This window comes from Agriterribacter sp., from assembly GCF_035445465.1.
GTDB lineage: Bacteria > Bacteroidota > Bacteroidia > Chitinophagales > Chitinophagaceae > Agriterribacter.
On the sequence record NZ_DAOMQT010000009.1, the window covers coordinates 1 to 24819 of the forward strand.

The 24819-nt window shown below is 43.1% G+C and carries 22 protein-coding genes; 6 read left to right on the forward strand and 16 right to left on the reverse strand.

The window, feature by feature from the left end; genetic code table 11:
• Positions 1-233: 233 nt before the first annotated feature.
• The 15 genes from PLE34_RS06825 to rsmA all read right to left on the reverse strand — a co-directional run bounded on the left by PLE34_RS06825 (position 234) and on the right by rsmA (position 17646).
• Positions 234-986 carry a LytR/AlgR family response regulator transcription factor gene (locus tag PLE34_RS06825; RefSeq protein ID WP_324555244.1) on the reverse strand — a complete coding sequence of 251 codons (753 nt, stop codon included), beginning with the start codon at positions 984-986 and terminating at the stop codon, positions 234-236.
• Positions 983-4579, reverse strand: coding sequence for a sensor histidine kinase (locus PLE34_RS06830; RefSeq protein ID WP_324555246.1), 3597 nt, complete (start codon positions 4577-4579; stop codon positions 983-985). Before PLE34_RS06830 ends, PLE34_RS06825 begins: the two co-directional genes overlap by 4 nt.
• A gap of 39 nt (positions 4580-4618) precedes the next feature.
• A complete protein-coding gene (locus tag PLE34_RS06835; protein ID WP_324555248.1) occupies positions 4619-5200 on the reverse strand; it encodes a hypothetical protein in 582 nt (193 codons plus the stop codon).
• A gap of 227 nt (positions 5201-5427) precedes the next feature.
• Positions 5428-6495 carry a hypothetical protein gene (locus tag PLE34_RS06840; RefSeq protein WP_324555250.1) on the reverse strand — a complete coding sequence of 356 codons (1068 nt, stop codon included), beginning with the start codon at positions 6493-6495 and terminating at the stop codon, positions 5428-5430.
• Positions 6496-6773: 278 nt separating this feature from the next.
• The gene (locus PLE34_RS06845; protein ID WP_324555252.1) at positions 6774-7181 is read right to left on the reverse strand and encodes an HIT family protein; all 408 of its coding nucleotides are present in this window, start codon (positions 7179-7181) and stop codon (positions 6774-6776) included.
• Between the two features lie 199 nt (positions 7182-7380).
• Positions 7381-7932, reverse strand: coding sequence for a carboxymuconolactone decarboxylase family protein (locus PLE34_RS06850; RefSeq protein ID WP_324555254.1), 552 nt, complete (start codon positions 7930-7932; stop codon positions 7381-7383).
• Between the two features lie 9 nt (positions 7933-7941).
• The gene (locus tag PLE34_RS06855; protein WP_324555256.1) at positions 7942-9009 is read right to left on the reverse strand and encodes a cobalamin-independent methionine synthase II family protein; all 1068 of its coding nucleotides are present in this window, start codon (positions 9007-9009) and stop codon (positions 7942-7944) included.
• A 60-nt stretch (positions 9010-9069) separates the two neighbouring features.
• On the reverse strand, positions 9070-9618 hold the full coding sequence (locus tag PLE34_RS06860; RefSeq protein WP_324555258.1) for a carboxymuconolactone decarboxylase family protein: 549 nt from the start codon (positions 9616-9618) through the stop codon (positions 9070-9072).
• Positions 9619-9641: 23 nt separating this feature from the next.
• Positions 9642-10886, reverse strand: coding sequence for an MFS transporter (locus tag PLE34_RS06865; RefSeq protein WP_324555260.1), 1245 nt, complete (start codon positions 10884-10886; stop codon positions 9642-9644).
• Positions 10887-10896: 10 nt separating this feature from the next.
• The gene (locus tag PLE34_RS06870) at positions 10897-13668 is read right to left on the reverse strand and encodes a TonB-dependent receptor (RefSeq protein ID WP_324555262.1); all 2772 of its coding nucleotides are present in this window, start codon (positions 13666-13668) and stop codon (positions 10897-10899) included.
• A gap of 18 nt (positions 13669-13686) precedes the next feature.
• A complete protein-coding gene (locus PLE34_RS06875) occupies positions 13687-14259 on the reverse strand; it encodes a carboxymuconolactone decarboxylase family protein (RefSeq protein ID WP_324555265.1) in 573 nt (190 codons plus the stop codon).
• 122 nt (positions 14260-14381) lie between these two features.
• Positions 14382-14963, reverse strand: coding sequence for a hypothetical protein (locus PLE34_RS06880; protein ID WP_324555267.1), 582 nt, complete (start codon positions 14961-14963; stop codon positions 14382-14384).
• 268 nt (positions 14964-15231) lie between these two features.
• The gene (gene greA, locus PLE34_RS06885; RefSeq protein WP_324555269.1) at positions 15232-15705 is read right to left on the reverse strand and encodes a transcription elongation factor GreA; all 474 of its coding nucleotides are present in this window, start codon (positions 15703-15705) and stop codon (positions 15232-15234) included.
• Between the two features lie 139 nt (positions 15706-15844).
• Positions 15845-16768 (reverse strand): NAD(P)-dependent oxidoreductase, encoded by a 924-nt coding sequence (locus PLE34_RS06890; RefSeq protein ID WP_324555271.1) that lies wholly within the window; start codon positions 16766-16768, stop codon positions 15845-15847.
• A 125-nt stretch (positions 16769-16893) separates the two neighbouring features.
• Positions 16894-17646, reverse strand: coding sequence for a 16S rRNA (adenine(1518)-N(6)/adenine(1519)-N(6))-dimethyltransferase RsmA (rsmA, locus tag PLE34_RS06895; protein WP_324555273.1), 753 nt, complete (start codon positions 17644-17646; stop codon positions 16894-16896).
• 65 nt (positions 17647-17711) lie between these two features.
• Between rsmA and pdxA the strand changes: the two genes are divergently transcribed.
• Positions 17712-18818, forward strand: coding sequence for a 4-hydroxythreonine-4-phosphate dehydrogenase PdxA (pdxA, locus tag PLE34_RS06900; protein ID WP_324555275.1), 1107 nt, complete (start codon positions 17712-17714; stop codon positions 18816-18818).
• 36 nt (positions 18819-18854) lie between these two features.
• On the opposite strand, the gene PLE34_RS06905 is transcribed toward pdxA, so the two are convergent.
• Positions 18855-19784 carry a hydroxypyruvate isomerase family protein gene (locus PLE34_RS06905; RefSeq protein ID WP_324555277.1) on the reverse strand — a complete coding sequence of 310 codons (930 nt, stop codon included), beginning with the start codon at positions 19782-19784 and terminating at the stop codon, positions 18855-18857.
• Positions 19785-20300: 516 nt separating this feature from the next.
• Here PLE34_RS06905 and PLE34_RS06910 point away from each other — a divergent pair.
• The 5 genes from PLE34_RS06910 (at position 20301) to PLE34_RS06930 (ending at position 24596) form a co-directional block, all read left to right on the forward strand.
• Positions 20301-20522, forward strand: a complete 222-nt coding sequence (locus PLE34_RS06910) for a hypothetical protein (RefSeq protein ID WP_324555279.1) — start codon at positions 20301-20303, stop codon at positions 20520-20522.
• 249 nt (positions 20523-20771) lie between these two features.
• Positions 20772-21128, forward strand: a complete 357-nt coding sequence (locus PLE34_RS06915) for a hypothetical protein (RefSeq protein ID WP_324555281.1) — start codon at positions 20772-20774, stop codon at positions 21126-21128.
• A gap of 113 nt (positions 21129-21241) precedes the next feature.
• Complete coding sequence (locus PLE34_RS06920) at positions 21242-21757, forward strand: hypothetical protein (protein WP_324555283.1); 516 nt, start codon at positions 21242-21244, stop codon at positions 21755-21757.
• A gap of 532 nt (positions 21758-22289) precedes the next feature.
• Positions 22290-23252: a formylglycine-generating enzyme family protein gene (locus PLE34_RS06925; protein WP_324555285.1), complete on the forward strand. Its 963-nt coding sequence runs from the start codon at positions 22290-22292 to the stop codon at positions 23250-23252.
• 24 nt (positions 23253-23276) lie between these two features.
• Complete coding sequence (locus PLE34_RS06930; RefSeq protein WP_324555287.1) at positions 23277-24596, forward strand: Gfo/Idh/MocA family protein; 1320 nt, start codon at positions 23277-23279, stop codon at positions 24594-24596.
• Positions 24597-24819 lie beyond the last annotated feature (223 nt).

The following is a 24819-nucleotide window of genomic DNA, read 5'->3' on the forward strand; positions in this document are numbered from 1 at the left end:
TAAATGGTTATAAAGAAAGCGATTGAAGCAATTTTTCCGCAGCCGCTTTAACCTGCACCCAGTCTTTTTCCTGTTCTTCTTTAGAGAGAAGATCAAATGGCATAAACACGTCTCTCGTAATCCTGTCCAACCCCCTGAAAGGCTGGCCCGCTTTCCAGTTAAAGACAGGTTGATTAAAACACTAAGTTCGGCATATGACAAATTGTACATAGAGGTCATTAATTTTATTGTCATCAAACATTTTTTTTAAGCGCTTCCAAAACATCCTCCTTTCTTCTGCGCGATATTTCAACGGTGGACTGGTCGGCCATAATTAAGGCATTATCCTTATAGCTTTTTACATGAGCGGCATTTACAAGATGTGATTTGTGCACCCGTAGAAATCCCTGAGCTGTAAGCATTACCTCATAGTTCTTTAAAGTATATGCTACAAGTAATGAATGCCCGTCAGTAAAGGAAAAACGGGTATAATTTCCTTCGCCTTCCAGGCGGATGATCTGTTCCGGCTTATAAAAAAATGTTCCCTGCAGTGTGGGTAGTGCCAGTTTGAAATCGGCCGTGTTTTTTACCTGCAGGTTATGCATAAAATTTTTATACAATGATTTATCAGTCTGCAGATTTCTTTTTTTTAACATATACCGGTCAAAGGCATTACGAAGTTCCTCCGCATCAATTGGCTTAAGCAGGTAGTCTAATGCACTGAAGCGAATAGCATCAATGGCGTATTCATCATGCGCAGTGGTAAAAACAATACCGAACTCCGGATCAGGCACTTGCCTCAGCAGATCGAATCCGCTCATGCGCGGCATCTGTATGTCAATAAATAAAATATCGGGATTGAAATTCCGGATGAGCAGTATGCCTTCTGCCGGATTTGTAGTTGTTTCTAATGCGGTTATTTCAGGAATATAGTGATGGCACATCAGCGAAAGCGTTTCGATAGCTGTTGCTTCATCATCAATAATCAAAGCTTTTATACTGCTCATAAATTTTTATCTCCAATATATATTTTCAGCACTACCTGTGTACCGGTTACTGTTCCGTCAACAGCCGTAATATCAGTTATCTTTATATCAAATGGTTTACCATACTGCTGTTGCAGCAGGCGAAGCCGCTCCTGCACAATAGACATTCCACGGGATTGGTGAGTTGAAGCATTTCCTCCCATACCCAGGCGCAATTTAGCCGATGTAGCTCTGCCGATGCCATTGTCTCTTAAAGTGGCAAGTAATATATCATCATCATACAGTCCAAAGGAAATATTCAGTGAACGATCATTTTCTTTCGGCATCAATCCATGCCATATGGCATTTTCTACAAACGGCTGTAGCATCATGGGTGGTATCCTTATCTCTTCTGGTTCTACTTCATCTGTGGTTTGTATGCTGTAAGTAAAACTATCGCCGAAACGATTTTGCTCCAGTTCAAGGTAACGGTTCAGCATATCCATTTCCACCTGCAGACTAATAAATTGCTGAGTGCCGAAATGCAGTATCTCTCTTTGTAGTTTTGAAAACCGGGAAAGATACTTAGTAGCCTCAACTACATCACCCTTGAGTATATAATGTTGCACACTGTTGAGCGCATTGAAAATAAAATGCGGATTCATCTGCATCCGCAATGCTGTTAACTGTGAGGTGGCGAAGTCCTTGCTAAGGCGTAATACTTCCATTTCTTTTTCCATCATCTGCTGTTCTGTCATTATCGTTTTAATTTTTACAGCGCAGAGTGCGGATATGGTAGCAAGAATCTGTAAATGCCTGTCGGTATAAAAATTCTTTTTTGAATGCTCACTGTCAATAATACCAATTACTTCTCCATCGCTGATGATGGGAACTGTTATTTCTGACATTCGCCTTACATCATCTACTATATAACGGTCATCAATAGTGGTATCATTAACAATCTCTGCCTTGCCTGTCAGTGCCACACTTCCTACAATGCCATGACCGGGTTTAATTTCAATCGGTTGCCCGATGGTATTTTCAGCCGTCATCTTGGGACCCCAGGCTGCCTTTTGAATCAATAAGTCATCTTTACCTTCTTTCATGTAAATAATACAATCCTCAAAGCGCAATTTTGAAATACAGTTTTTCGCCACGTCCCAAAGTATATCGTCTACACTTCGAAGACCATTCATAGAAGCGGCAAAATGATTGATTATCTGTTCTATCTCCAACTGTTCCTTGTAAACAGATGCTCTGCGTTGCTGCATCACGGCTTCTGCTTCGGCTTTTGTTCTTACCCTGCGTATTCTTGTTCTCACCAATAAAGTAATCAGCGCCGCGCCAGATAATAATACCAGTAGTAAAAACCACCATGTTTTCCAGAAAGGCATGGCGATTACAAAGGCGTATACCGCGTTATTGGTGCTCCAGGTTCCTTTGCTGTTCAGGGCTTTTACTTCAAAGGAATAATTTCCATGAGGAAGATTTTCAAAACTCACGTCACGCAGCTTTCCGCTATTTATCCATACTGTATCAATTCCCTTAAGCCGGTAATAATAGCGCAGCCCTTCAGGATTTGAGTAATCCAGTGCTATAAACCGAAATTTAAATGAATTTTGAACATAACTAAACCAATGTTCTTTTTCCGTTTGTTGTAATTCCTCCGTTGCAGCCTTTCCATTGCTGCGCGCCTGCGTTACGCTGCTGATGTAAACCACCGGCGGCACATCAGGCAGTGGAATAGTGTACGGATTAAAAACACTTGCACCATAAGTGGTTACTACATGAATATTGCCATCGCGAGATTGCAAAAGGCGCATATAGCTGTATCCCGGCCTGATAAAACCATCAACCGTATCAAAGTTCATTACCCTTCCGGTAAATTTACCAGCACGCCCTATAACCGAAATGCCTTTCGAACTTCCTGCCCATATATTGTTGTTTTCATCGGCAAGCAGCGTTAAATAATGCAGGCTATTTAAACCATCAGCTTCACTGTATTGCCGCACTACTTCCAGCATGTTTACAGCATTAAAACGACATACCAGTATACCATTGCCCGCAGTTGCTATCCACACATTTCCTGTTCTGTCTTTTATCATATACTGTATTGCATATTTTTTTCCGCCAATGGTAAAAGAATGCAGCGAGTCGTTTTGCAGGTAAACCAGGCCTTCTTCTCCACCCATCCACAACACGCCATCCGGCGACTCTATCATAGAAAAAAATTTTGCGTGCCGTGATACATTGGGTGAATAAAAATATGGTGTAAAAGAGATTGATTTTTTTTGATCAATATTGATCCTGGTTACGCCACGATCTCCTGCTGCATAAAAGCCGCCATTACCTGTTTTGCTAAAGCAGAGCAATGAATTGCTGTGCAAGCCATCCGCCTTCGTGAAGTGCCTCTGCGTATCATTGTTTAATAATACCAGTCCCTGGTAACCAGTGCCAGTCCATATACTCCCTTGTTCATCTTCATACATTGCCCTCACTTCAGCATCGGGAACTACGTGTTGTTGATAGTATATTAAAGAATCGCTGCTGCGCTCAAAAATAAATCCCCTGTTGGCGCCAATTAATAGGGTGCCATTTTTCTTTTCGAGCAACGAATAAAAATCGTTTACTACCGGCTTTGAAAAAATTACAGGCCTCAGTTTTACCAGCCCATCATGGGTTGCTACCCATAGGAAATCAATATCCTGCAGAACCGCCGAAGGCCAGATAGTGTAAGCATCGGAAAAGCTCAAATGCATAGAAGCAGTAGCCGTTTCCGGATGAAAATAAAATGCGCCCCTTGTGCCTACGTACCACAAACCCGGTAAACCTTGTTGCACATCGCGCTGATAAAATTTCTTATAAGGAATGGCAGTGACTGTTCCCCTTTCAAAAAGATTCATTTCGGTAGAGGCGCCGTCAAAAAATATTTTTGAGTGAGACACCGGGAAAATAGATTGTATCTGATCTCTTTTTCGGGCAGTAGTATATAACTTTTCTATCTGACCGTTCATCAGCCGGAACAGATCGTTTCGCCCGGAAAAAAATACCGCTCCATCGCCGGATCTGCCTATAAGAAAAACGCTTCGCTGGTCTATAGAATCTTCCGGACAAATCCATCCGCTTAAAATATTCTGTTCAAGCGAAGTTTTCCGCTTCCCGGTAAAATCAATTTGTTTAACAGATAATTTAGCGGGTCCGTTTTCTGTAGCAAGCCAGACAGTAGTGTCGCCTTCAATAAAAATATCATTAACGCTCATGGCTTCTGTTGATGCTGCGCTTAACTTAATAATGCTACTACCCTCATGGTAATACAAACCTGCTGTGCTCCCAATCCATAGCCTGCCCGCGGCATCCATCCTTATCACATTCACATGTCCAATCAACTCCTGTGATAATGCATAGGTGTAGTTTTGAAATGCATATCCATCATACCGGCTCATACCTGCGGTAGTACCTAACCAGAGAAAACCGCTTTGATCTTTGAGAAGGCAAATAATTTCAGATGAAGGCAACCCGTCGGCGGTGGTTAGGTATTGATAGGTATACCTTTCGGCCGGCTGTGCCACAGCTTCGTTCCCGATGCAATGCGCCAGTAACAAAAAGAATAACCTGTATAGTGGAAACCGCTTCAACTAATACTAATATAAACATTTTGCAAGCATCCCGCAACACTACCTGCATTGCCAGGCAGTAGCATTTTCAGCGCCACTTGCCTGCTCAAGCGTGAGCTGATTTTTAGCATAGTTAAACCCCGGAGGAGCAGATGAAATAAAATAACCAGGGTAAGCTACGCTTTCAATCGCAACTGTTTTTACGCCACTGGAATGATCAATTTTGTGTATTTTGAACATGTAATTATATTCATCATTATCCAAATTTATTTCACTTTGCCTGTTGGATACACCCATGTGTTTTTCCTGCCGGTTAGATGACTCGCCTGCAAATAGCCATTTGTGTTTATTGTTGTCCAACTGAATAGAAACGTATTCTTTACCATCTGCGCCCCTGGTGAGGTTAAGATAAAACCTGCAATCCACATCTTTTTCCAACTCGGCTAAAGAATAGGATTTTTGAATATTATCCGTGTACATGTTATTGGGCTTTGTATAGAAATAAAGATATTCGTCATTTGAGTAGTCAATAGTAAATATCCACGATTGCGGATAATGTTCTAAAAGAGGTTGGACAACCTTATTCTTTTTACAGCTAAAAGAGAATATGCATACAATTAAAAACAATGATACCCTTTTCATAACCCGGCGTTTAAAATAAAAAAATGTATTTCGAATACAGAATTAATGATTAGCGCCATTTTTATTTAATGGTATTTATTCAACGGTGGGATTGATATATTTTACGGCTGCGGGACTATTAAAAAGGTAATAAAACAGGTTATTTAAATCTTGCTAAAATGCAAAACCAATTGCAATGGTTTTACATTGGCTATGAGAAGATTATTTTAAAGCATTCAGTGGAGTGATTATAAAGATTGCAGCAATTTTTCCGCAGCCGCTTTAACCTGTACCCAGTCTTTTTCCTGCGCTTCTTTTGAGAGCAGGTCAAAAGGAATAAATACCTCCCTGGTGATCCTGTCCAAACCCCTGAAGGGCTGGCCCGCTTTCCAGGTAGCGTTGGCAAAACGTTCAAACAGCTTTTTGTTTTTTGCATCAAGGCTATCATTTACTATAGCCTGGAGCACTACGGATGGCAATTTTTGCTGTGCCGTTGCCAGGTAGCTCAGTCCGCATTCCAGGGCATAGAAACCGGCTATATTCGTAGCTACCTTTTCCTCTTTCAGGCTTTTGGTAATAGTGGCGGTATCTTCACCAGGTTTCAAAAAAACAGGTGCTTCCTGTTGCTGCGCGGTATAGTATGCGGCTTCCATATGCTGCGCCATCTCCAGCGCAAATGATTTATCCTGCAGCAACGCCTTCAGCTTTTGTAATTGGTTTTCTTTTGATGCGTCCTTCACATCCCGCATGGCTTCCGTCAATTTCTCTGCAGCAGCGGATACCTGATCGTAATCTTTTTTTACTTCAGCTTCCGGTAGAAATACCGGCGAAACAAAAACCTCGCGTGTAATACGTTCCAGCCCGCGAAAGGGTTGACCCGCTTTCCAGGTAGCATTGGCAAAGCGGTTTACCAATAACACCCCGGAGGAATCCAATTGGTTTGTTTTTATTTTATTCAGCCACTCCAACGGCGTTCCGCCTTCCTGTTCCATTAATGCACCAACAGCACATTCCAGTGCATAAAAGGCCGCTATGCTGGTTGCAATCTTTTCGTCTCTTATACTTTTTTCTACCGTGCCTGCTTCCCCATTTTCAGGTAAAAATTCCGGCGCCGGTTCACCCTGCGCCTTGTAGTAAGCAGCTTCCTGGTTTTTTGCCATGTTCAGCGCGAAGCTGCTATCGCGGAGCAGCCTTGTTATTTGAGTAAGCTCTTCTGTAATTTGTTGCTGTTGTTGCATGTTGGTTTTTGCATTGTTAGCACATGAGGTTAAATATAAGACGAGGAAAGCAGTGCTAAAAACAAAGAGATATTTCATTTGCCTGGTTTTAGCGGTACCTTAAAGTTAGGTTAATTAAAGTACTACTGCTGTGTCAAACCTGAAAGGGCGTATTTCATTTTTTCGCTCCATGTACAACTTTCCGGTCGGTGAAACACCGACCGGTAGCGGGTTCTACAGGTGGGTGTCGCCACCTACCTGCGAAAATTTGAAATGCGCCCAACCTGAAACCTGAGAATTGAAACACTCCTTTTACTTTTCACGATAATATACAGGCGTAATTTGCCTGACTTAGCACTCGTAAAACCTGTAAATGCTTACTTACCGGGTGGGTTCGTTAAATTTGATAATATCTTTTGCTGCGCTTCCTTTAATTCATCCTGCGATAGTTTTAGCTTACCCCTTGTAAAATTGAGGTCGTCCATGCTGTTGATGGGCACCAGGTGAATATGCGCATGCGGCACTTCCAAACCTACAACGCTGATGCCGCAGCGGTTACAACGAAAAGAGCGTTCAATGGCTTTGGCAATGGGCTGCGCAAAAACCAGCAGCTCACTTAAATAATCCAGGGGAAGATCGAAAAGGTTATCAACTTCCATTTTGGGAATTACCAATGTATGCCCTTTCACCAATGGAAATATATCTAAGAAAGCATAGCATTTTTCATTCTCCGCTATTTTATAAGAAGGAATTTCGCCTGCTATGATTTTTGAAAAGATGGTCATGCAGCAAAATTATGCAAATACTATGTATGAAATACGCTATTACGGGCGGACGGGTATTCCCACGGTACAGAGGCTTTATCTGGCAATCAGCCTTCAGCTATCAGTTGAGATACTATTAACGACAGAACGGCTACTCCTTCTTACTTGTATTGCTCATAGCCGATTGCTGATAGCCTCCCCCGGATTTTACATTTGATACCTATTTATACAGATCAAGTCCCGCATATCCCTCCTCCGCCCTTTGCGGCGCACGGTTAATATACAACTGCCTGTCTTGCGGCGCGGCAGTGCCCAATCCGTCCACATACCGGTTAAACATGCAAAAAGCGGCAGCGATCAATACCGCGTCATGTATTTCCCTGTCGGTGGCTTCCTGTTCCTTAGCCTGCTCAATTAATGCAGCAGTTACATGTTTACCACTTTTTTGCACAGCCGCGGCAATGGCCAGCAGGGATTTCATTTTATCCGAAATAGCGGCAGTGGTGAAATCGTGTTTTATACTGTCAATGAATTGCATATCACATTGCATATAATGCTGCGCCATCGCGCCATGCACATTCTGGCAAAAAAAGCAATCATTGAGGTAAGATACATAAGTCCCGATCAGTTCTCTATCGCCCCTGCTCAGCGTATTATTGTCATCACGCAGTAATGTTTCCGCCAATTCATTCAGGGGCTTTGCTGTTTCCGGCCGGTATGCCATGGGGCCTCTAATACCCGGCAAGTTGTTGTTTAAATTAATATGTGCCATAAGATCAAATTATTTTTTGTTGAGTACTGCCTCCGCCAGGCGGGTACCGTCAATACGTGCTTTTATCTTGCTGAATGCAATGTCTCTCGATGTAGAAGTATCATCTGCAAATGGCGAAAAGCCGCAGTCATCTGTTGTACCGATCTGTGAAACAGGAATCACTGCCGCGGCTTCCAATATGCGGTCCCTTATTTCTTCAGGAGTTTCTATCCCCGGATCGAGCACATTGGTAACACCCAGAAAAACTGTTTGCCCCGGCCGGAGATTTTCTTTAATAACTGCCAGCACGGAAGACTTGTCTCTTTCGCCGGCGTATTCCAGGTAAAAATTACCAGCCTGTAACCCGAACAGCAAAGGCAAGAGATCAGCATAGGATATGTCTGCACTGTGCGTTGAATCATGATCTCCTCCGGGACAGGAATGAACACCTATTTTTTGGCGCTCTTCCTTTGTAAACCTTGTAAGTACCTTGTTATTGAGAGCGATAAATGATTTCAGCAAATTGCCGGAAGGGTCTAATTTCAATGCTAACCGGGCTTCCGTAAAATCAATCTGTACATTATACGCGCCGCTGTTAAGGCTTCTTCTTATATCCGTCTCCGCTTCATTCAGTAAGTCATTTATGAATTGATCATGCGTGTACCCTTCAATACCTTCCTGCGGATACAATAAACTTATTGCCGATACAGCAATGACCGCCTGTTTAACCGGCAGGTTCGTCATTTTTTTTGCTTTTTCGAGATATGTACTGGCGTATACCTGGTAACGAAAAGGTCCTCCTGTGATTTTAGGTAACTGGCGGATATGCCCGTCAGCAAAAGGAATAATAACTCCATTAGGATCGAGTTGCTTCATGCCTGCAATGGGGTAAGTAGCAAAACTGGGTTTGCTTTGCTCCCCATCTGTAATTACAGGAGAACCTGTAGCTTCAAAACGTTTTATGGTATCCGTTATAGCCGATTCAAATAATTTACTCAACCCCTTTTCATCAAGATCACCATTTGCATGCGCTGCCATTCCTTCAATCAATGCAACCGGCCGGGGAATGCTTCCTATTGGTTCTGTTCTGATTTTCATAACATTTTTGTTTTAATTTATTCAATGAATATGATCTATGCAGATGGCAGCCCATGCATTTCATCCTGGCTGCCCCGGCAGCACATACCCCTTTTCTACCATTCTTTTTCCCATCTCCGCATATTCATCTGCGTTAGTTGGTGTAAAGCTTGCCAGTCCGTCCACATACCGGTTGAACATGCAGAAAGCAGCCGCTATTAAAACCGTGTCGTGTATCTCCCTGTCGCCGGCGCCCAATTGTCTTGCCGCTTCAATGTCTTCGGCAGTAACCGCTTTGCCACTGATCTGCACCTTACCTGCTATGTTGAGTAAAGCCTTTAATTTTTCACCTACAGGGGCATTTTGCATATCTAAAAAGACTTCATCAACAGCTGCTGCTTTCTCTTCATACAAACATCTTGCAGCGGCAGCATGACTGTTCCTGCAAAACATGCAATTGTTCCTGTGCGATACGTAAGCCGCTATCAGTTCCCTGTCGGCCGGGGTTAGCGGGGAATCTTCCCGCAGCAGCACCTGTGCCAGTTGGTATAAGTGTTTTCCGGTTTCGGGCCGGAACATTACCAGGCTTCTTATACCGGGTACGCCTTCCGGAACGTTGATGTGTGCCATTGGTTAATAATTTTTAAGCTGATTTAAACAAGTTTATGCTCCATCTTTCTGATCAGTAATACCACAAGCAATCCTACTATAAACACCAGTGAAAACAGGTATATGGCATTGCCATAACCGCCCAGCACCGTTACCAGTATGCCTACGAACAAAACAGCCGTGCCGGTAAACAACCGGCCTATATTAAAACAAAAACCCGTTGCTGTTGCCCTGATGCCCGTAGGAAAAAGCTGCGGTATATAATAAGACAGCACACCCTGGCTTATGCCAAAGAAAAAAGCGAGAATGCCCGTTTCTATATACACTAAGGGTGTAAAGACCGTATTGGTTTTAAACAGTACAAAAGACAGCACCGAACACACCGCAAAGCACATGAGCATCGCTTTTCGTGTACCCACAGCATTCAGGAACCAACCCGAGAAAAAACCGCCTGTTAAGCCGCCCATGCCCAGCAGCATCATGGTTAAACCTCTTTCCTTCTGCCCATTGGAATCTGTAATTAAGCTTTGTACCCAGGTAGGCAGCCACGAAAAAATTGCCCACAAGCCAATTAACATAGAACCAAAAGTGACGGATCCGATCAGCAGATCTTTCCGGAATGCCGGTGAAAAAAGGCTTTCAGCGGGGTTATTGTTTTGCAGGATCTGCTGCTTGCTTGTTTTCCAGTTTGCTGATTCTTTTATGATCCATATCCCTGCGATAGCGAGGATCAATGGTACAAACCCTGATAAAAAAGCCTGTTGCCACGATGATACCATATAATTAATTAAACCGGCAGAAAAAATGCCCACAGGAAAAGCAATAGACAAAATACCCATGAAAACGGCTTTACTTTTTGAGGGCCATACTTCGCTTATGAAAGTAAATCCAATTACCAGCACGCCTCCTACGCCAAACCCGCTCAACACCCTGCACAATACAATGCTCCACCAGTTGGGCAGCATGCCGGTTAAAATAGTAAACACCGCATAACATCCTATAGCAAGCAGCAATGCTTTTTTTCTGCCTATCCGGTCGCTGATCACCCCCCATGCAAAGCCGCCAATGGCCCATCCAAAAATGAATACCGCATTGATGTAAGCGCTGATGCGGGCATGTTCGCCGGTGTCTGATGACAGTTGTACATCCTTAATTACAACAGGGAGGTAAACCGACATTAAGGTAGATACCGTACCCCCAAAGGCGCTGCTGATAAAACACACTCCAAACAATACCCAGAGATACGCAGTTATTTTTTGCGCTTCGTTATTGGCTATGCCGTTCTTCATTACCTGTTATTTATTTATTCAATAATCCGTCAAATACAACCGATACGTAATACAGCGCTCCAACACTGGGAGATCCAAAAGCCTGGTATACCCTGTGGTTTAAAATATTACTGCCCCCCAGCTTTACTATAGCATTGGCGGAAGGTATTTTTTTGTTGACCTGCAGATCAAGCTGCGAATAGGCATTGATGCGGCCGGGGCGGTTGCCATTGAAGGTCCCGTACCAGTCAAACGCATCCTGCCAGTGCCATGCCAGGTTAAAGCCAAAGTTCCTGTACACATTGCTGTTTCCAAAAGTTACATTGGTAGTATATTCGGGCGTATTGAAAGCAGGGATATTATTGGGATTGGCATCTTTCAGGTTAAAATCGGCCCAGGTAATATTGGCCCCTGCTGTATATCCCCGGTTCATCATCCAGGTAAGCCCTGCCGAAATACCCTGCGATGATACTTTATCTGATGCATTGGTATACAATTGAAAAACCTGGATATCGCCGTTGGGTATATCCATGGCAGCTTCATTGCTGACTGTACCATCGCCTGCCAATATGGTATGTTCCGGGCGGATGACCACTGTATTAATAATAAAGTCGGTATAAGTGCTGTAATAATAATTAAGGTCTATCATCAGCTTATTATTAATAAGCCCCTTATATCCTATTTCAAATGCTTTCTGCTTTTCGGGTTTAATATAGGATACATCCGATTTCTCCAGTAACCCTTTGTTTTCAGCTATCGCCTGCGGGAAAGGGGTACCATTGCCCATTGCCTGCCCGAAAGCAGCGCCAAAGGCGCCCACCGAAGAAGCGGTGAAGGAATTTTCATACACATTCATGCCCTTACTGTTATCGGGCGCTCCGCCAAGAATAGTGATAGGGCCCACGTTAAGGTGAATATATAAGTCAACAGGCGTAGGATTTCTGAAGCCGGTTTGATAAGAAGCGCGGAAATTATGATTCTTTGCAACCGTGTACACACCCGATATGCGGGGCGTAAAGCTGCCTTTAAAATTTTCATTTTTATCGTAGCGTACCGAACCGGTTATTTTCAGCCTGTCATCGAATAATTTTTTAGCCACCTGCACAAAGGCGCCATATTCTTTAATGGTAATATCCTGGTCTTTGTCATCAAACAAAGAACCGTTGGTGAACATGTGGTAATAGCGGAAGTTGCCGCCGGCCAGCAGTTCAAATATTTTGATATTATCGCTGAAATCATACTGTCCTTCGGTATGGTAATACTTGCTGTTGCTGAAAACACCAGCACCGCTTAATCCATAGTTATGGATCAGATTGTCTTTAGCCGCTTCAAAAGCCCCGCTCCCCGGCGCCAGCTTTCCTTCATCGGCAAAAGCCCTCGCGGCAGTGTGATTAGCCGCGGCTACACTTCCAATATCACCATTATATGCCGCCGTGTATCTTTCAAACCATGTATCATCAGCCAGGTTGGGCGCTACGGTATTGCCTGCAAGGTCTTTTACCCAGGTACGGTTAATGAACTGTGCGAGCGAACGGGTATTATAGGAATCGTGCGAGTTTTCAATAACGGCATAGCTACGCAAAAAATAATTGCTGCCCTTCAACTCGGCGCGGTGCCTTTGCAGCACAAAATTATTCAGATCGAAACGGCTGCTGCCCGTATAACTGGCGGTTCCTTTGCCATAATCATACTGGTAAGAAAGTTCCATATTATTATTAATGCGGTAATGCACCGATCCGTTTAATTTAAGGCTGTACACGTTGTAGTTCATCAGGTATTTTTCTTCATAACCGGTTCTTGATATACGACCGATACCTTCAATGGTACGCACTACTTCATCGCCGTATATATTCACGGCATCCCTTGCAGGATTATTGGGTCCGCGTAAATTTTCTGGCGTTTGCGGATCTACATCATCATAATTGTTCGCATACCAGTCGAGCCCGCCCAGGTAAGCGGCATTTATTTTAAATGCGAAACGGTTGTTGAACGCTTTTGCATAACGCAAAGCAAAATCGTATAAGCCGTGTGGTTTAACATCATCTTCGCCTATATGATTGATACCGGTTTTGGCCTGCAGCGACAAGCCCTGGTATTGAAAGGGATCTTTGGTATGCATCATCAGCACGCCGTTAAAAGCAATAGGGCCATACAAAGCGGAAGCAGCGCCCGGAATAATTTCAACGCTTTCAACATCAAGATCAGAAACGCCAAACTGGTTACCCACAGGGAAGTTCAAACCGGGTGTTTGGTTATCTACGCCATCAATCAGCTGCAGGAAGCGCTGGTTGCCTGTATTATTAAAGCCGCGGGTATTGATTTGCTTATAGGTAACGCTGCTGGTAACAGCCTCAACCGACTTGAGATTTTGTACCCCGTCGTAAAAGGAGAAGGAAGGATTTTCCCTGATCGCCTTCTGGTTCATTTTTTCAATGCTTACGGGCGAACGAAGAATGCTTTCCTGCACCCGGGATGCAGCAAAAACAACTTCATTCAGCCAGCCTTCCCTTTGTTGCAGCTTCACATTTATATTTTGCTGGTCTCCGGTTATTTCAACTATTTCATCAACATAACCGGCTGCGGAAATGATAATGGTAAAAGGCAATTTGATTTTAGATAGCGAAAGTGTGAAAGTTCCTTTTGAATCCGTAACGGAGCCGCTGATCTTATCTTTAACGCTGATGCTGGCTCCTTCAACAGGCTCACCCGAATTTGAAGCAGTTACCGTGCCTGTAATTTTTACCTGTTGGGCAAATAGACCGGTAGAAACGAATAACAGAACTATAATAAGAAAATTTTTCATTGCAGTTGGTTGTAACATTTATGAAGGAATGGTTTTTTTTAAATGATCGTACCCTTCCGGAAGACGGGTATAACCATGATGTACAATACGGTCGGCAAGGTTGACATAGTACTGCGGATCAGCCGGCGTAAAAGTGTTGAGTCCGTCAACATAGCGGTTATACAGGCAAAACAATGCGGCAATAAGTACGGTATCATGAATTTCAATGTCTGTAGCTCCCGCCAGTTTTGCCGCGGCAATGGCATCCCCGGTTACCTGCTTACCGCTTTCCCGCACCTGGGCCGCAATCGTTAATAAGGCTTTCATTTTATTACTTACAGGCGCTGTAGCAATATCTTCAAGCACCCGGGCCGAAGTTTCATTTTCACCCAAAAGCAAATTGGCGGCAGCGGTATGCGCTGTAGTGCAAAACCGGCATTCATTACCGGAGCTTACTATGGAAGCAATGAGCTCTCTTTCTCCTTCCGATAAAGAGGAAGGTCCGCGGAGCAGGAACTGTGTTAGTTCCCGGATAGGCTGCGCTGAATCTTTACGATATTCCAGCAGGCCGGTAATACCCGGCAGGTGAGGTTCCAATGTTATATAAGGCATGATAATATTCGGAATTGATTGAATACAAGTATTCCACATCGCACAGTTTCCACATCAGGCATAATGAACAGAACTGCAGCCGTTAGTGTTTACGAAACAAAAGCAGCATAAGAAATAAATTATTATACTATGTTATCGGGAGGCTGGATCAAAGAGTCCCTGTCTGCATCTGATAAAAAAACAGAGAAGAAAACAGGGAATGAAGGCAAGGATAAAATTATGGGTGACAATGCGTAAGAGAATTTAGGTTGCTCATACTCGGATGCCGGTGTATTCTTTTTGGCCAGGCTCGTTGTTCTTTCATTGGAAGAAGCGCCCACATTATTTACCTGCCGGGCATAATTACTTTCAGCGCTTTGCAAACGGGTACGCTTAAAATCGGGTAAACAAAGCAGGTGAAGGGTATCGTTATATATTTTACGTTTTACGTATTTGTAATAGATGCCCTTATACTCCACTTCTCCATCGTACCGCTCATAATCGCTCCAACTGGTGCTATAGGGTAGCAGTACCGGTATTTTTATATGTAACAGCTCATCATCCGAATAAATCCCTTTATTGATTACAGTAGCGGCTTGCTTGTTGCTGTGATTGATGAGCAACCGGAAAAGGAGGGAATAACCTGTCAAATTAAACAGGTATACAGCAAGCATGAATATGGTTACAATCTTTTTCAGCAGCAGTTCGGTATATGAGTGACACAAATTATATATTTTCTACCACTATATGCAAGAATTTTTTAAGGTTGAACTCTATTTGCATAGAATAAAGCCGCAACATGATATATAAAATATCCAAACGGCTACCTTATTGAAAATAGGTAAGATGTTAAACTGCCTGGTGTGTCGTTTCATTGCGGAGACGAATTCCACCCGTACCAAAATCCAGGCATAATACAAAAGGCAAGCTTTACCCCACAAAAAAAGCGGTGTTACCCGCTTCTTTGTATACCTTTTTCATGAATGTATTCTATTAAATAGCAATCTCTTCTATTTTGAATTTCAATAAGCCTGCGGGTGCTTTTACCTCTGCCACTTCACCCACCTGCTTCCCCAAAATGCCCCGGCCTATGGGAGAGGTTACTGAAATTTTTCCCACTTTAAGATCGGCTTCCTTTTCGGAAACCACCTGGTAGGTTACGGTTTTCTTTGTATTGAGATTGGTTAAAGTTACTTTGGTGAGTATGCTCACTTTACTGGTATCAATGCTGTCTATCTCAATAATACGTGCATTGGCAATTTCGCCTTCCAGCTTGGCGATCCTGGCTTCCAGCATTCCCTGCGCCTCTTTGGCGGCATCATATTCGGCATTTTCCTTCAAATCACCTTTTTCACGGGCTTCCGCAATAGCTCTTGAAGCAGCAGGCCTCTCCACACTTCTCATCTTCTGCAGCTCGCTTTTCAGTTGTTCCAGTGTTTCGGCGGTAACGTACATTACTTCACTCATGGCTGACTCCGTTTTAGATTGTTAAAATAAAAAAAATAACAACGCTCCAAACGGTTGTCTGAAGCGTTGCCATTATGTATATGGCAAAAATAGCAAAAAAATCATGCCAAACAAAGCTGTAGCCTGCAAATATTCAGCTTTACACTTTCAGCTTTTCCAATATCACTTTCGACATTTTAAAAAAAGCTTCGTGGCTGTAGCCTGCAATATGGGGGGTTAAAGTTACATTGGGCTGCGCCAGCAGCCAGGTCATTTGTTCTTTTTCTTCAGGGCTATAAGTGTCTAACTTTTCATTTTCCAGCACATCCAATCCTGCCCCTGCAATTTTACCGGTTTTCAGGGCATTAATAACAGCCCTGGTGTCGTGCACCTTTCCGCGGCAGGCATTCAGGAACCAGGGGGTTTTCTGAAGAGATGAAAAGAAGGCGTCATCTGCCATATGAAAGGTTTCATCTGTTAAAGGCACATGCATGCTTATTACATCTGCGTAACGCGCTATTTGTTCCGGGCCGGCTTCATGTATTTTACCTGCGGCAAAACCAAATTTATATTTATCGTAAGCCAGTATTTCCACATCAAAGGAAGATAACAGCCTGGCAAAGGCGCCCCCCGCATTGCCAAAACCTATAATGCCCACTGTTTTGCCGGTAAGTTCCGTTCCCCTGTTGGCATCTCTTATCCATTTGCCATCCGCTACTTCCTGCCTGCTGCTGCAAATTTTATTCATCAAACCCAGCAGTACGCCCAAAACATGCTCGCCCACCGCATTGCGGTTCCCTTCGGGACTGCTTTCGCATTGTATGCCTCTGCTTTCAGCATAGGCCACATCTATCAGCTCCATGCCACTGCCCAAACGGCCGATCCATTTTAAATGCGGCGCCTTATCTAATATGGCACGGTCAATTTTGAGCCGGGTGGTAACAATTAAGCCTTCAATGTCTTTTATCCCACCACTCAGCTCTTCATAGGTGATCTGCGGCGCATACACAACAGTATAGTGCTTTTGTTGCAAGGTGTCTAAGAGATACGGATGCACTTTGGCGGTAACGATTACTTTTCTCATATATTTAAATTAGGGAGTGGTGAATAGTGAGAAGAGAAGGTTGCAGGTTACAGGTTGCAAGTCGCAGGGAATCCCCTTACACCTGACAACTGCCCACTTACCACTTTCCACTTACTACTTACCACTCATTTCATCATAAATCCCAACTCCACAAAATCAGTCACACTCAACTGCTCTGCTCTTTTATCAAAAACCGGTTTTTTCAGTGTTTCCTCATCAAACAAATTCCTAACGGCATTGCGCAGGGTTTTGCGTCTTTGATTGAACGCCGTTTTTACCAGCAAAAAGAATTGCTTTTCATTATGGATATGGAGCGGTTCGGTTTTTGGCGTTAACCGGATAACAGCGCTCTTTACTTTTGGCGGTGGTGTAAAACATTGTTCATGCACCTCAAACAAATATTCTACCTCAAAAAAAGCCTGTACCAGCACGCTCAGTATACCATATACCTTATTACCCGGTTTTGAGGCGATGCGCTGCGCCACTTCTTTCTGAAACATGCCCAGCATACCCTCCACATCCGCTTTCCAGTCTAATATTTTAAAAAGGATCTGCGAAGATATGTTATAAGGGAAATTACCCACCACAGTAAATTTCCCTTCAAAAGGCTGGTTCGCATCCAGTATATCCTGATGAATGAGTTTCCCCTTTAACGCGGGCCAGGTATTTTCAAGAAAGCGGATCTTTTCTTCATCCAGCTCTATGGCTTTAAAGTCAATGCCGGGCAATTGAATAAGGTGCTTTGTAAGCGCCCCGCCACCCGGGCCCACTTCCAGCAATTGCCGGAAGGGCCGTTCCTGCAATGCAGCTATGATCCTGAGCACCATATTTTCATCGCGCAGGAAATGCTGGCCTAATGATTTCTTTAATGTATACATTGAAAGGCCTAAAAATACGAAAACCAGTTACAATACCGTAAATTCGCGCATTAACCCAGCGTAGTATGTCAACTCAGAACAGCAAACCGGCTATTGGTATTTCCTGCGGCGATATTAATGGTATTGGAATAGAATTGATTATTAAAACCTTTTCCGACACCAGGATACTGGATGTTTGCACCCCCGTAATTTTTGCTTCCAACAAGCTCATTAACTTTTACAGGAAAACACTGCCAGAGGCCAGCTTCAGCTTTCAAAACCTGAAGGACCCGGCAAGACCCTACCCCCGGCAAATCAATTTATATAACTGCTGGGAAGAAGAGGTGAATATTACGCCCGGCCAATTAACAGACGCTGGCGGAAGATATGCCGTTAAATCGCTCCAGGCAGCGGTACAAGCCTTAAAAGCCAAACATATACAGGCACTGGTTACAGCGCCTATCCATAAAAAAAATGTACAGTCGCCCGAATTCAATTTCAGCGGGCATACACCTTTCTTAAAACAGTTTTTTGCTGTAGATGATGTAGTGATGCTGATGTGCGCCGATAATATGCGGGTAGGGCTGGTAACGGAACATGTGCCCGTAAAGGATATCGCCCAGCACATCATACGGCAGGCCATCCTTAAAAAACTGTTCATCTTAAAAGAAAGCCTGCAGAAAGATTTTGGAATAGATAAACCTAAAATAGCCGTACTCGGACTTAACCCGCATGCAGGCGATGAAGGACTTGTTGGTAAAGAGGAAGAAGAACACATAAAACCGGCCATCAAGGAAGCCAAACACAATAATATACTTGCTTTTGGCCCCTATAGCGCAGACGCTTTTTTTGCGAGGGGCAGCTATGAAAAATTTGATGCGGTATTAGCCATGTACCACGACCAGGGGCTGATCCCTTTCAAATCGCTGGCCAAAGGCGAAGGTGTTAATTATACTGCGGGTTTGCCGGGCGTAAGAACTTCTCCCGACCATGGCACTGCCTTTGACATTGCCGGGAAAGACAAAGCCGATGAAACCTCCTTCCGGCAATCCATATATACTGCTGTTGACATTTTACAACAGCAGTACGAATATGCCCAAAACCGTTCCAATCCTATGAAACGGATGTCGGATGTGGTGTTGACCAACGTGGAAGATGAAAATATAGAAGAGACAGGAGACGCGGAAAAATAAGCCTCCGCTTATCGTGGTTTTCAATGCTATCATTGCTTACAGGAAATTATCGCTTTCCCTGTATGCTTTTATCAGCGCCAGTTCTCCTTCTTTGCCGGGTTTGGAATTGCCGTGCTCCATGCCCATAACACCACGGTATCCTTTTTCATAAATGTATTTAAATACATTCTTATAATTGATCTCCCCGGTGGTAGGCTCATTTCTGCCGGGATTGTCGCCAATTTGGAAATAAGCGATCTCGTTCCAGGTTAATTCAATATGCTTAATAAGATTGCCTTCATTTTTCTGCATGTGGTAAATATCATACAATATTTTACAGGAAGGACTGTTTACGCCCCTGCAAATCTCATAGGTTTGCGTTGATGTGCGCAGAAAAAGATTGGGTGTATCGCTCAACGGTTCCAGCACCATGATAATACCGTGTGGCTCCAGAATTTCGGCGCCTCTTTTTAACGCGTCAATTACATTACCGGTTTGGATACCAATGGGTAAATACCGCTCAAAATCGCCGGGCACTACGGTTACCCATTTCGCGTTAACCCGTTTGGCCACCTCAACCGACTGGCGGCAGCCTTTTAAAAAAATATCTATATATTCCTGCTTGCCTGCAGCCAGTGTATTTTGTCCGTTACCCCCTTTAGGCACCACAAAAACGCCCATTGCCATTCCTAACTTAGTAAGCGTTTCACCTATTTTAGTTTGCTGCTCAACACTCCGTCCCGTCATTCCATTATCTTCAATGGAACGGAAGCCCTGGTCGTACATATATTTGATCTGGTCAATAAAATCATTGCCCCCGCTATTTTTAAACATACCGTCATGCGGTCCGTAATTCAGGTTAAACGTTTTTTCTGCCAGCGGTCCGCCATCTTTCTCATTTTTATTTCCTGTGGCAAATCCCGCCGTTCCTATTAAAGTAGAAGCGCCGGCCAGCATTCCTTTTTGTAAAAAATTTCTGCGTTGCATAGTGATCGTTAGTTTAAGGGTTAAAAATAGAACAAACCACATCAATAATTAAAACATTTTTCTGATACCTGTCTTTGAGGGGTTCCGGACAGTGGTATATAGCAGCTTTCAGCTATGAGCCATCAGGTTTGGTGTAAGGCGTAGGGTATAGGGTTATGAAGTGGATGTACTTAGCTTTGGTAGTGCTATTAAGCATCTGTTGCGTCGCACTCTTGTACTACAACGATGCTATGCAGCTTTTGCCATGCTTCGGTTGCCCGCCCGGATGACCTGGTCGGACGGGTTGGTGCAAACACTCAACAACGACGCGGCTGCCGGGAACACCAACGTAGGGAAAAATAATTTACATTCTATTTTCTTGAATATCCGGGTTTTCACGGTAGCATAACCATGTCTAAACTTCCACAATGTGGAAATATAAAGGCATTCCGTTTAAAACCACTTGAGCAATTTTGACCTAAAATTTTAAGGGATGAATAATACAATTGACTTTAAAGGAAGGCTTTATTAGCCGAATTGAAAAAGTTAACAGGCTTTAACTATGTATTTTCTGCAGCCCAAGACAATAAAGGTAATGAAACAGTTTATCAACTAACGTCAGTAGCACCGGATTCCGGTTTTTCGGATTGGTACGGTTATGTTAGAGAAGATAATCAGCATTTTTCCTCTAAAGAGGTATGCAAAGACTTCTTTGTAGAATATCGGAATACATGGGTAAAGAAAGGAAAACCGCACTGAAAAGACGAAATAAAATAATCTGCTCTTAGAAGACTAAAAGTTTATCAGAAACCGGGCTTAAAATATACAACAACGGCGAGACGGGGGAACACCAACATGGGCAAATAGCGTAGGGCCATCCTTTCCGTCAAAGAATGATAAAATACAGTATTTCAACAAATTATAAGATATCAACATACCGTAGATATCTCCTATCATCTATTAAAAGGTCAGTACGTAATTTTGAGATGCATTTAAAAAAAAACTTTTATGGGAGATACAATTTTTAAAGGGATCGAAATTGCAAGGGATAAGATCAGTCTTCAAAACTCTCCAACAACTGATCTTCAGAAAGCCGCAATTACAGGAGTTATTAAAGAAGTCAAAAAAACACTTGCACTTCATGCAATCGGTAAGCCAAACGAGCTAATACTGAATCTTACATTCGAAGAAAAAGAAAGTGTAGAATATTCAATAAAGGAAATTTTAGGAGTTAGAAATGATAGAATTGATAGCTTAACTGATAACGGAGGTGCTAAACAAAATTTTGAATCATTGCTGAATGAAACGAGGAAAGAAGTAAATAATATTCTAAGTATATTGAAGGCTATCCCCCCTGAAAGATAATAAACGGAATTATTTTCCCTCTTTAAATCTTAACCATGTTACATTGCCTTCTATCAGAGGCAGCTTCAGTTACGTTAGACCTCTTTTTCCCTTAACATAACCTTTATCATTTTATGGATATCTCTTTTTTTTTAAAAACGACGTTGCCCTTGATTCTTAAGCAGCTATGTGAAAAGTTTTGGAATCAACCGAAAATATTCATTTCATTTGATCGAGGATCACAATCTGCATTTAATCTGGATGAAAACACATTTGTATCATTTGAAAAACACTTTAAGCATGAGTTAACCTGGACTTACACAATGCATTTTAGAAACAATAGTAAATATGATGCATACAATATCAAATTGCTATTTCCGAATATTGACCAAAATTTTGAATTAGATAAAAAAATTGATCATCTTGAACCCATAAAGTCAAACGATCGGTTAACATTCAAAGCCACATTTAAGACAAAATTTAAAGGAAGCGGAATGATGATTGATCAAGAAATTCAGAAACCTGCCCCGTATTTAAGGAAAAAAAAGTTTATACTGGAATATACAAACGTTTCTAAAACGAAATTCTATACAATATATGAGCACTCCGCACCTGAAGATCTAAAGAATAAATTTCAAAGGCATAAATAGAAAGCTTCAGATCACTTGGTGAAATGGTGACTGTAACAATTTCCTCCTCCACTTTCTGTATTTTAGATATTTACCCGACATTTCTTGTATATTCCACACTGGCGCAGGTCTGGTAGCATTGTTTGGTGGTTAGCCAGACCTGTGCCTTGTTGTTACAGGTCTGTATCAATATACATTCACTATTTCCAATAGCCCTTTCTTGTTTTTGTATAACAACCTGCTACACTACTGTATTTCCGGTGTTCTGCCCATTCAGCAAAACCAGCCCGAACCGGTTTTCATGAAGGGAAGTTATTCTTTGCTCAGGCATTTCTGCATTATTTTAATATTGGATGGCTTATCCAAGCTACAATAGTTGAAGTGATAAAACAGGTAGCTGCTTTATCGGTTAACCTTGTATTTGGTGCTCATGATAGCACAGGACAGAACAGCAATAACACTGCGGTTCTGTAATTTGCCTGCATACGAAGAAAATGAATGCTGATATTAATTCTTTTCTTACCTTTCCTTTATATAAAAAAGATTACAAATAGTGAGAAAGCTTGGATTTGCATGTGTATTGATCAATCTGACATTTATTACGCATGCACAAAACGGTACCCCGCAGGATTTTAATGCATACGATCAAAAAGTTCCCGGCACACAGTTTAATGTGAAGATGGTTCCTGTAAAAGGAGGATCATTTATGATGGGAAGCGATGCTGCCGACAAATTAAAGCAGCCGGATGAAATACCCGCCAAAAAAGTAACGGTTTCTTCCTTCTGGATGGGCGCTTATGAAGTAACGCACGACATATTCGATGCTTTTTTCCGCGATGAAGGCACCCCTGTTGGCACGCAGGTAGATGCGGTTACACGGCCTACCCCGCAATATATAGACCTGAGCTGGGGCATGGGTAAAACAGGCGGCTACCCGGTAAACAGCATGAGCCAGGATGCCGCACTGATGTTTTGCCGCTGGCTGTATAAAAAAACAGGTATTTTTTACCGTTTACCCACCGAAGCGGAATGGGAGTATGCCTGCCGTGCGGGAAGCACAACGGCTTATCCTTTTGGCGATAATCCAAAAGAGCTGGGTAAATACGCATGGTTTAAGGGTAACAGCAAAAACAAGTATCATAAAGTTGGGGAAAAATTACCCAATGCCCTGGGGCTGTATGATATGCTGGGCAACGTATCGGAGTGGACGCTGGACCAGTACGATGACAAATATTTTGAGAAGTTAGGGGAGAATGCCACCGACCCGCTTGTGCCACCGGCAACCCGTTATCCCAGGAGCATAAGAGGCGGCAGCTATTTAGATGATGCGGCAGGATTAAGAAGTGCCGGCCGCCAGCATTCGGAAGCTTCCTGGAACAAAAGGGATCCGCAAATACCCAAAAGCCGCTGGTGGTTAACCGATGGCATGTTCGTAGGGTTTCGCATTCTGCGTCCTGAGAAGCAGCCAACAGCAGCAGAAGCTGAAGCATTTTATAATAAATATTTAAATAAATGATCGCTCACATATAAAACACGTTGTATGAATAAGAATAATTCTTCCACAAATCAAACCACACGAAGAGCATTTGTGAAAAACTCTTCGCTGCTGGCCGGAGGCTTGCTGGCTGCCCCTTTGCTTTCAAAAGCCAATTATTTTTCAGGTGCAGATGATACCATTAAGATAGCATTGGTAGGTTGCGGAGGCCGCGGAACGGGCGCTGCATCCCAGGCTTTATCTACCAAACAAAATGTGAAGCTTGTTGCCATGGCGGATGCTTTCCAGGACAGGCTGGATAATGCATATAAATCTATTTCCGAGGAAATAGATGCCAAACGCATAGATGTTCCGGCAGACAGGAGGTTTGTAGGATTTGACGCCTATGAAAAAGCCATAGCATTAGCTGATGTGGTTATACTGGCTACCCCTCCAGGTTTTCGCCCTATACATTTTGAAGAAGCCGTAAAGCAGGGCAAGCATATCTTCATGGAAAAACCTGTAGCAACAGATCCTGCAGGCGTACAGAAAGTACTGGCCGCAGCTGCTATTGCCAAACAGAAAAAGCTGAACGTAGTGGTAGGCTTACAGCGTCACTATCAAAATTCTTACCGCGAATTATTTAAACGCAAGGATGCCATAGGCGATATTACTGCTGCGCAGGCATGGTGGAATGGCGATGGCGTATGGGTGCACCCGCGCAAAGAAGGCCAAACCGAAATGGAATACCAGATGCGCAACTGGTACTACTTTAACTGGCTGTGCGGCGACCATATTACAGAACAGCATATTCACAATATAGACGTGATCAACTGGTTCAAAGGCAGCTATCCTGTTAAAGCACAGGGCATGGGCGGAAGAGAAGTAAGAACAGGAAAAGATTATGGCGAAATATTCGATCACCATTATGTAGAATTTCATTATGCCGATGGCTCTATCCTTAACAGCCAGTGCCGGCATCAGCCCAAAACCATGAGCAAAGTTGATGAATTGCTTATAGGTACCAAAGGGAAAATATTTGCAGGAGCGGCAAATATTGTTGATCATAAAGGAAAAGTATTATACCAGTTTGACCGCAAAACGGAAAACAACCCTTACCAATCGGAGCATGACGAATTGTTTGAAGCGATAGCCAAAGGCCAATTTAAATTTTCGGATGCCGAAAACGGCGCTAAAAGTACCATGACCTCTATCCTTGGCCGTATGGCTACCTATAGCGGGCAGGTTATTGACTGGGACAAAGCCATTAACTCGGGTATTGATATTCATCCAAAAGTATACGACTGGGCTGCAACACCCCCCATCGTTCCCAATGCGGATGGTTTTTACCCGGTAGCTGTACCCGGCGTAACCCAGTATGTGTAGGGCGGATGAGTGATAAGTAGTAAGTGGGAAGTGGGAAATGTTGGACAGCTTGGGAGAAGTGAGAAGTGAAAGGAGTTATTAGCTCATTGTTAGTATGCTTCACGGCTGATCGCTGATAGCCGATAGCTCATACCTGATATCTCATAAAGGATGCTTTAAAACGGCATCCTTTTTATTTATTTCATATATCACAGTAATGGATATACGTAAACAACTGGCATTA

Bases quoted from the DNA above. Each gene is read 5' to 3' on its own strand.
- PLE34_RS06860 (WP_324555258.1), bottom strand. From the start codon at position 9,618: ATGGCACACATCAACGTTCCGGAAGGCGTACCCGGTATAAGAAGCCTG.
- PLE34_RS06930 (WP_324555287.1), top strand. From the start codon at position 23,277: ATGAATAAGAATAATTCTTCCACAAATCAAACCACACGAAGAGCATTT.
- PLE34_RS06835 (WP_324555248.1), bottom strand. From the start codon at position 5,200: ATGAAAAGGGTATCATTGTTTTTAATTGTATGCATATTCTCTTTTAGC.
- rsmA (WP_324555273.1), bottom strand. From the start codon at position 17,646: ATGTATACATTAAAGAAATCATTAGGCCAGCATTTCCTGCGCGATGAA.
- greA (WP_324555269.1), bottom strand. From the start codon at position 15,705: ATGAGTGAAGTAATGTACGTTACCGCCGAAACACTGGAACAACTGAAA.
- PLE34_RS06865 (WP_324555260.1), bottom strand. From the start codon at position 10,886: ATGAAGAACGGCATAGCCAATAACGAAGCGCAAAAAATAACTGCGTAT.
- PLE34_RS06870 (WP_324555262.1), bottom strand. From the start codon at position 13,668: ATGAAAAATTTTCTTATTATAGTTCTGTTATTCGTTTCTACCGGTCTA.
- PLE34_RS06850 (WP_324555254.1), bottom strand. From the start codon at position 7,932: ATGGCACATATTAATTTAAACAACAACTTGCCGGGTATTAGAGGCCCC.
- PLE34_RS06840 (WP_324555250.1), bottom strand. From the start codon at position 6,495: ATGAAATATCTCTTTGTTTTTAGCACTGCTTTCCTCGTCTTATATTTA.
- PLE34_RS06875 (WP_324555265.1), bottom strand. From the start codon at position 14,259: ATGCCTTATATAACATTGGAACCTCACCTGCCGGGTATTACCGGCCTG.
- PLE34_RS06825 (WP_324555244.1), bottom strand. From the start codon at position 986: ATGAGCAGTATAAAAGCTTTGATTATTGATGATGAAGCAACAGCTATC.
- PLE34_RS06905 (WP_324555277.1), bottom strand. From the start codon at position 19,784: ATGCAACGCAGAAATTTTTTACAAAAAGGAATGCTGGCCGGCGCTTCT.
- PLE34_RS06915 (WP_324555281.1), top strand. From the start codon at position 20,772: ATGGGAGATACAATTTTTAAAGGGATCGAAATTGCAAGGGATAAGATC.
- PLE34_RS06920 (WP_324555283.1), top strand. From the start codon at position 21,242: ATGGATATCTCTTTTTTTTTAAAAACGACGTTGCCCTTGATTCTTAAG.
- PLE34_RS06845 (WP_324555252.1), bottom strand. From the start codon at position 7,181: ATGACCATCTTTTCAAAAATCATAGCAGGCGAAATTCCTTCTTATAAA.
- pdxA (WP_324555275.1), top strand. From the start codon at position 17,712: ATGTCAACTCAGAACAGCAAACCGGCTATTGGTATTTCCTGCGGCGAT.
- PLE34_RS06855 (WP_324555256.1), bottom strand. From the start codon at position 9,009: ATGAAAATCAGAACAGAACCAATAGGAAGCATTCCCCGGCCGGTTGCA.
- PLE34_RS06890 (WP_324555271.1), bottom strand. From the start codon at position 16,768: ATGAGAAAAGTAATCGTTACCGCCAAAGTGCATCCGTATCTCTTAGAC.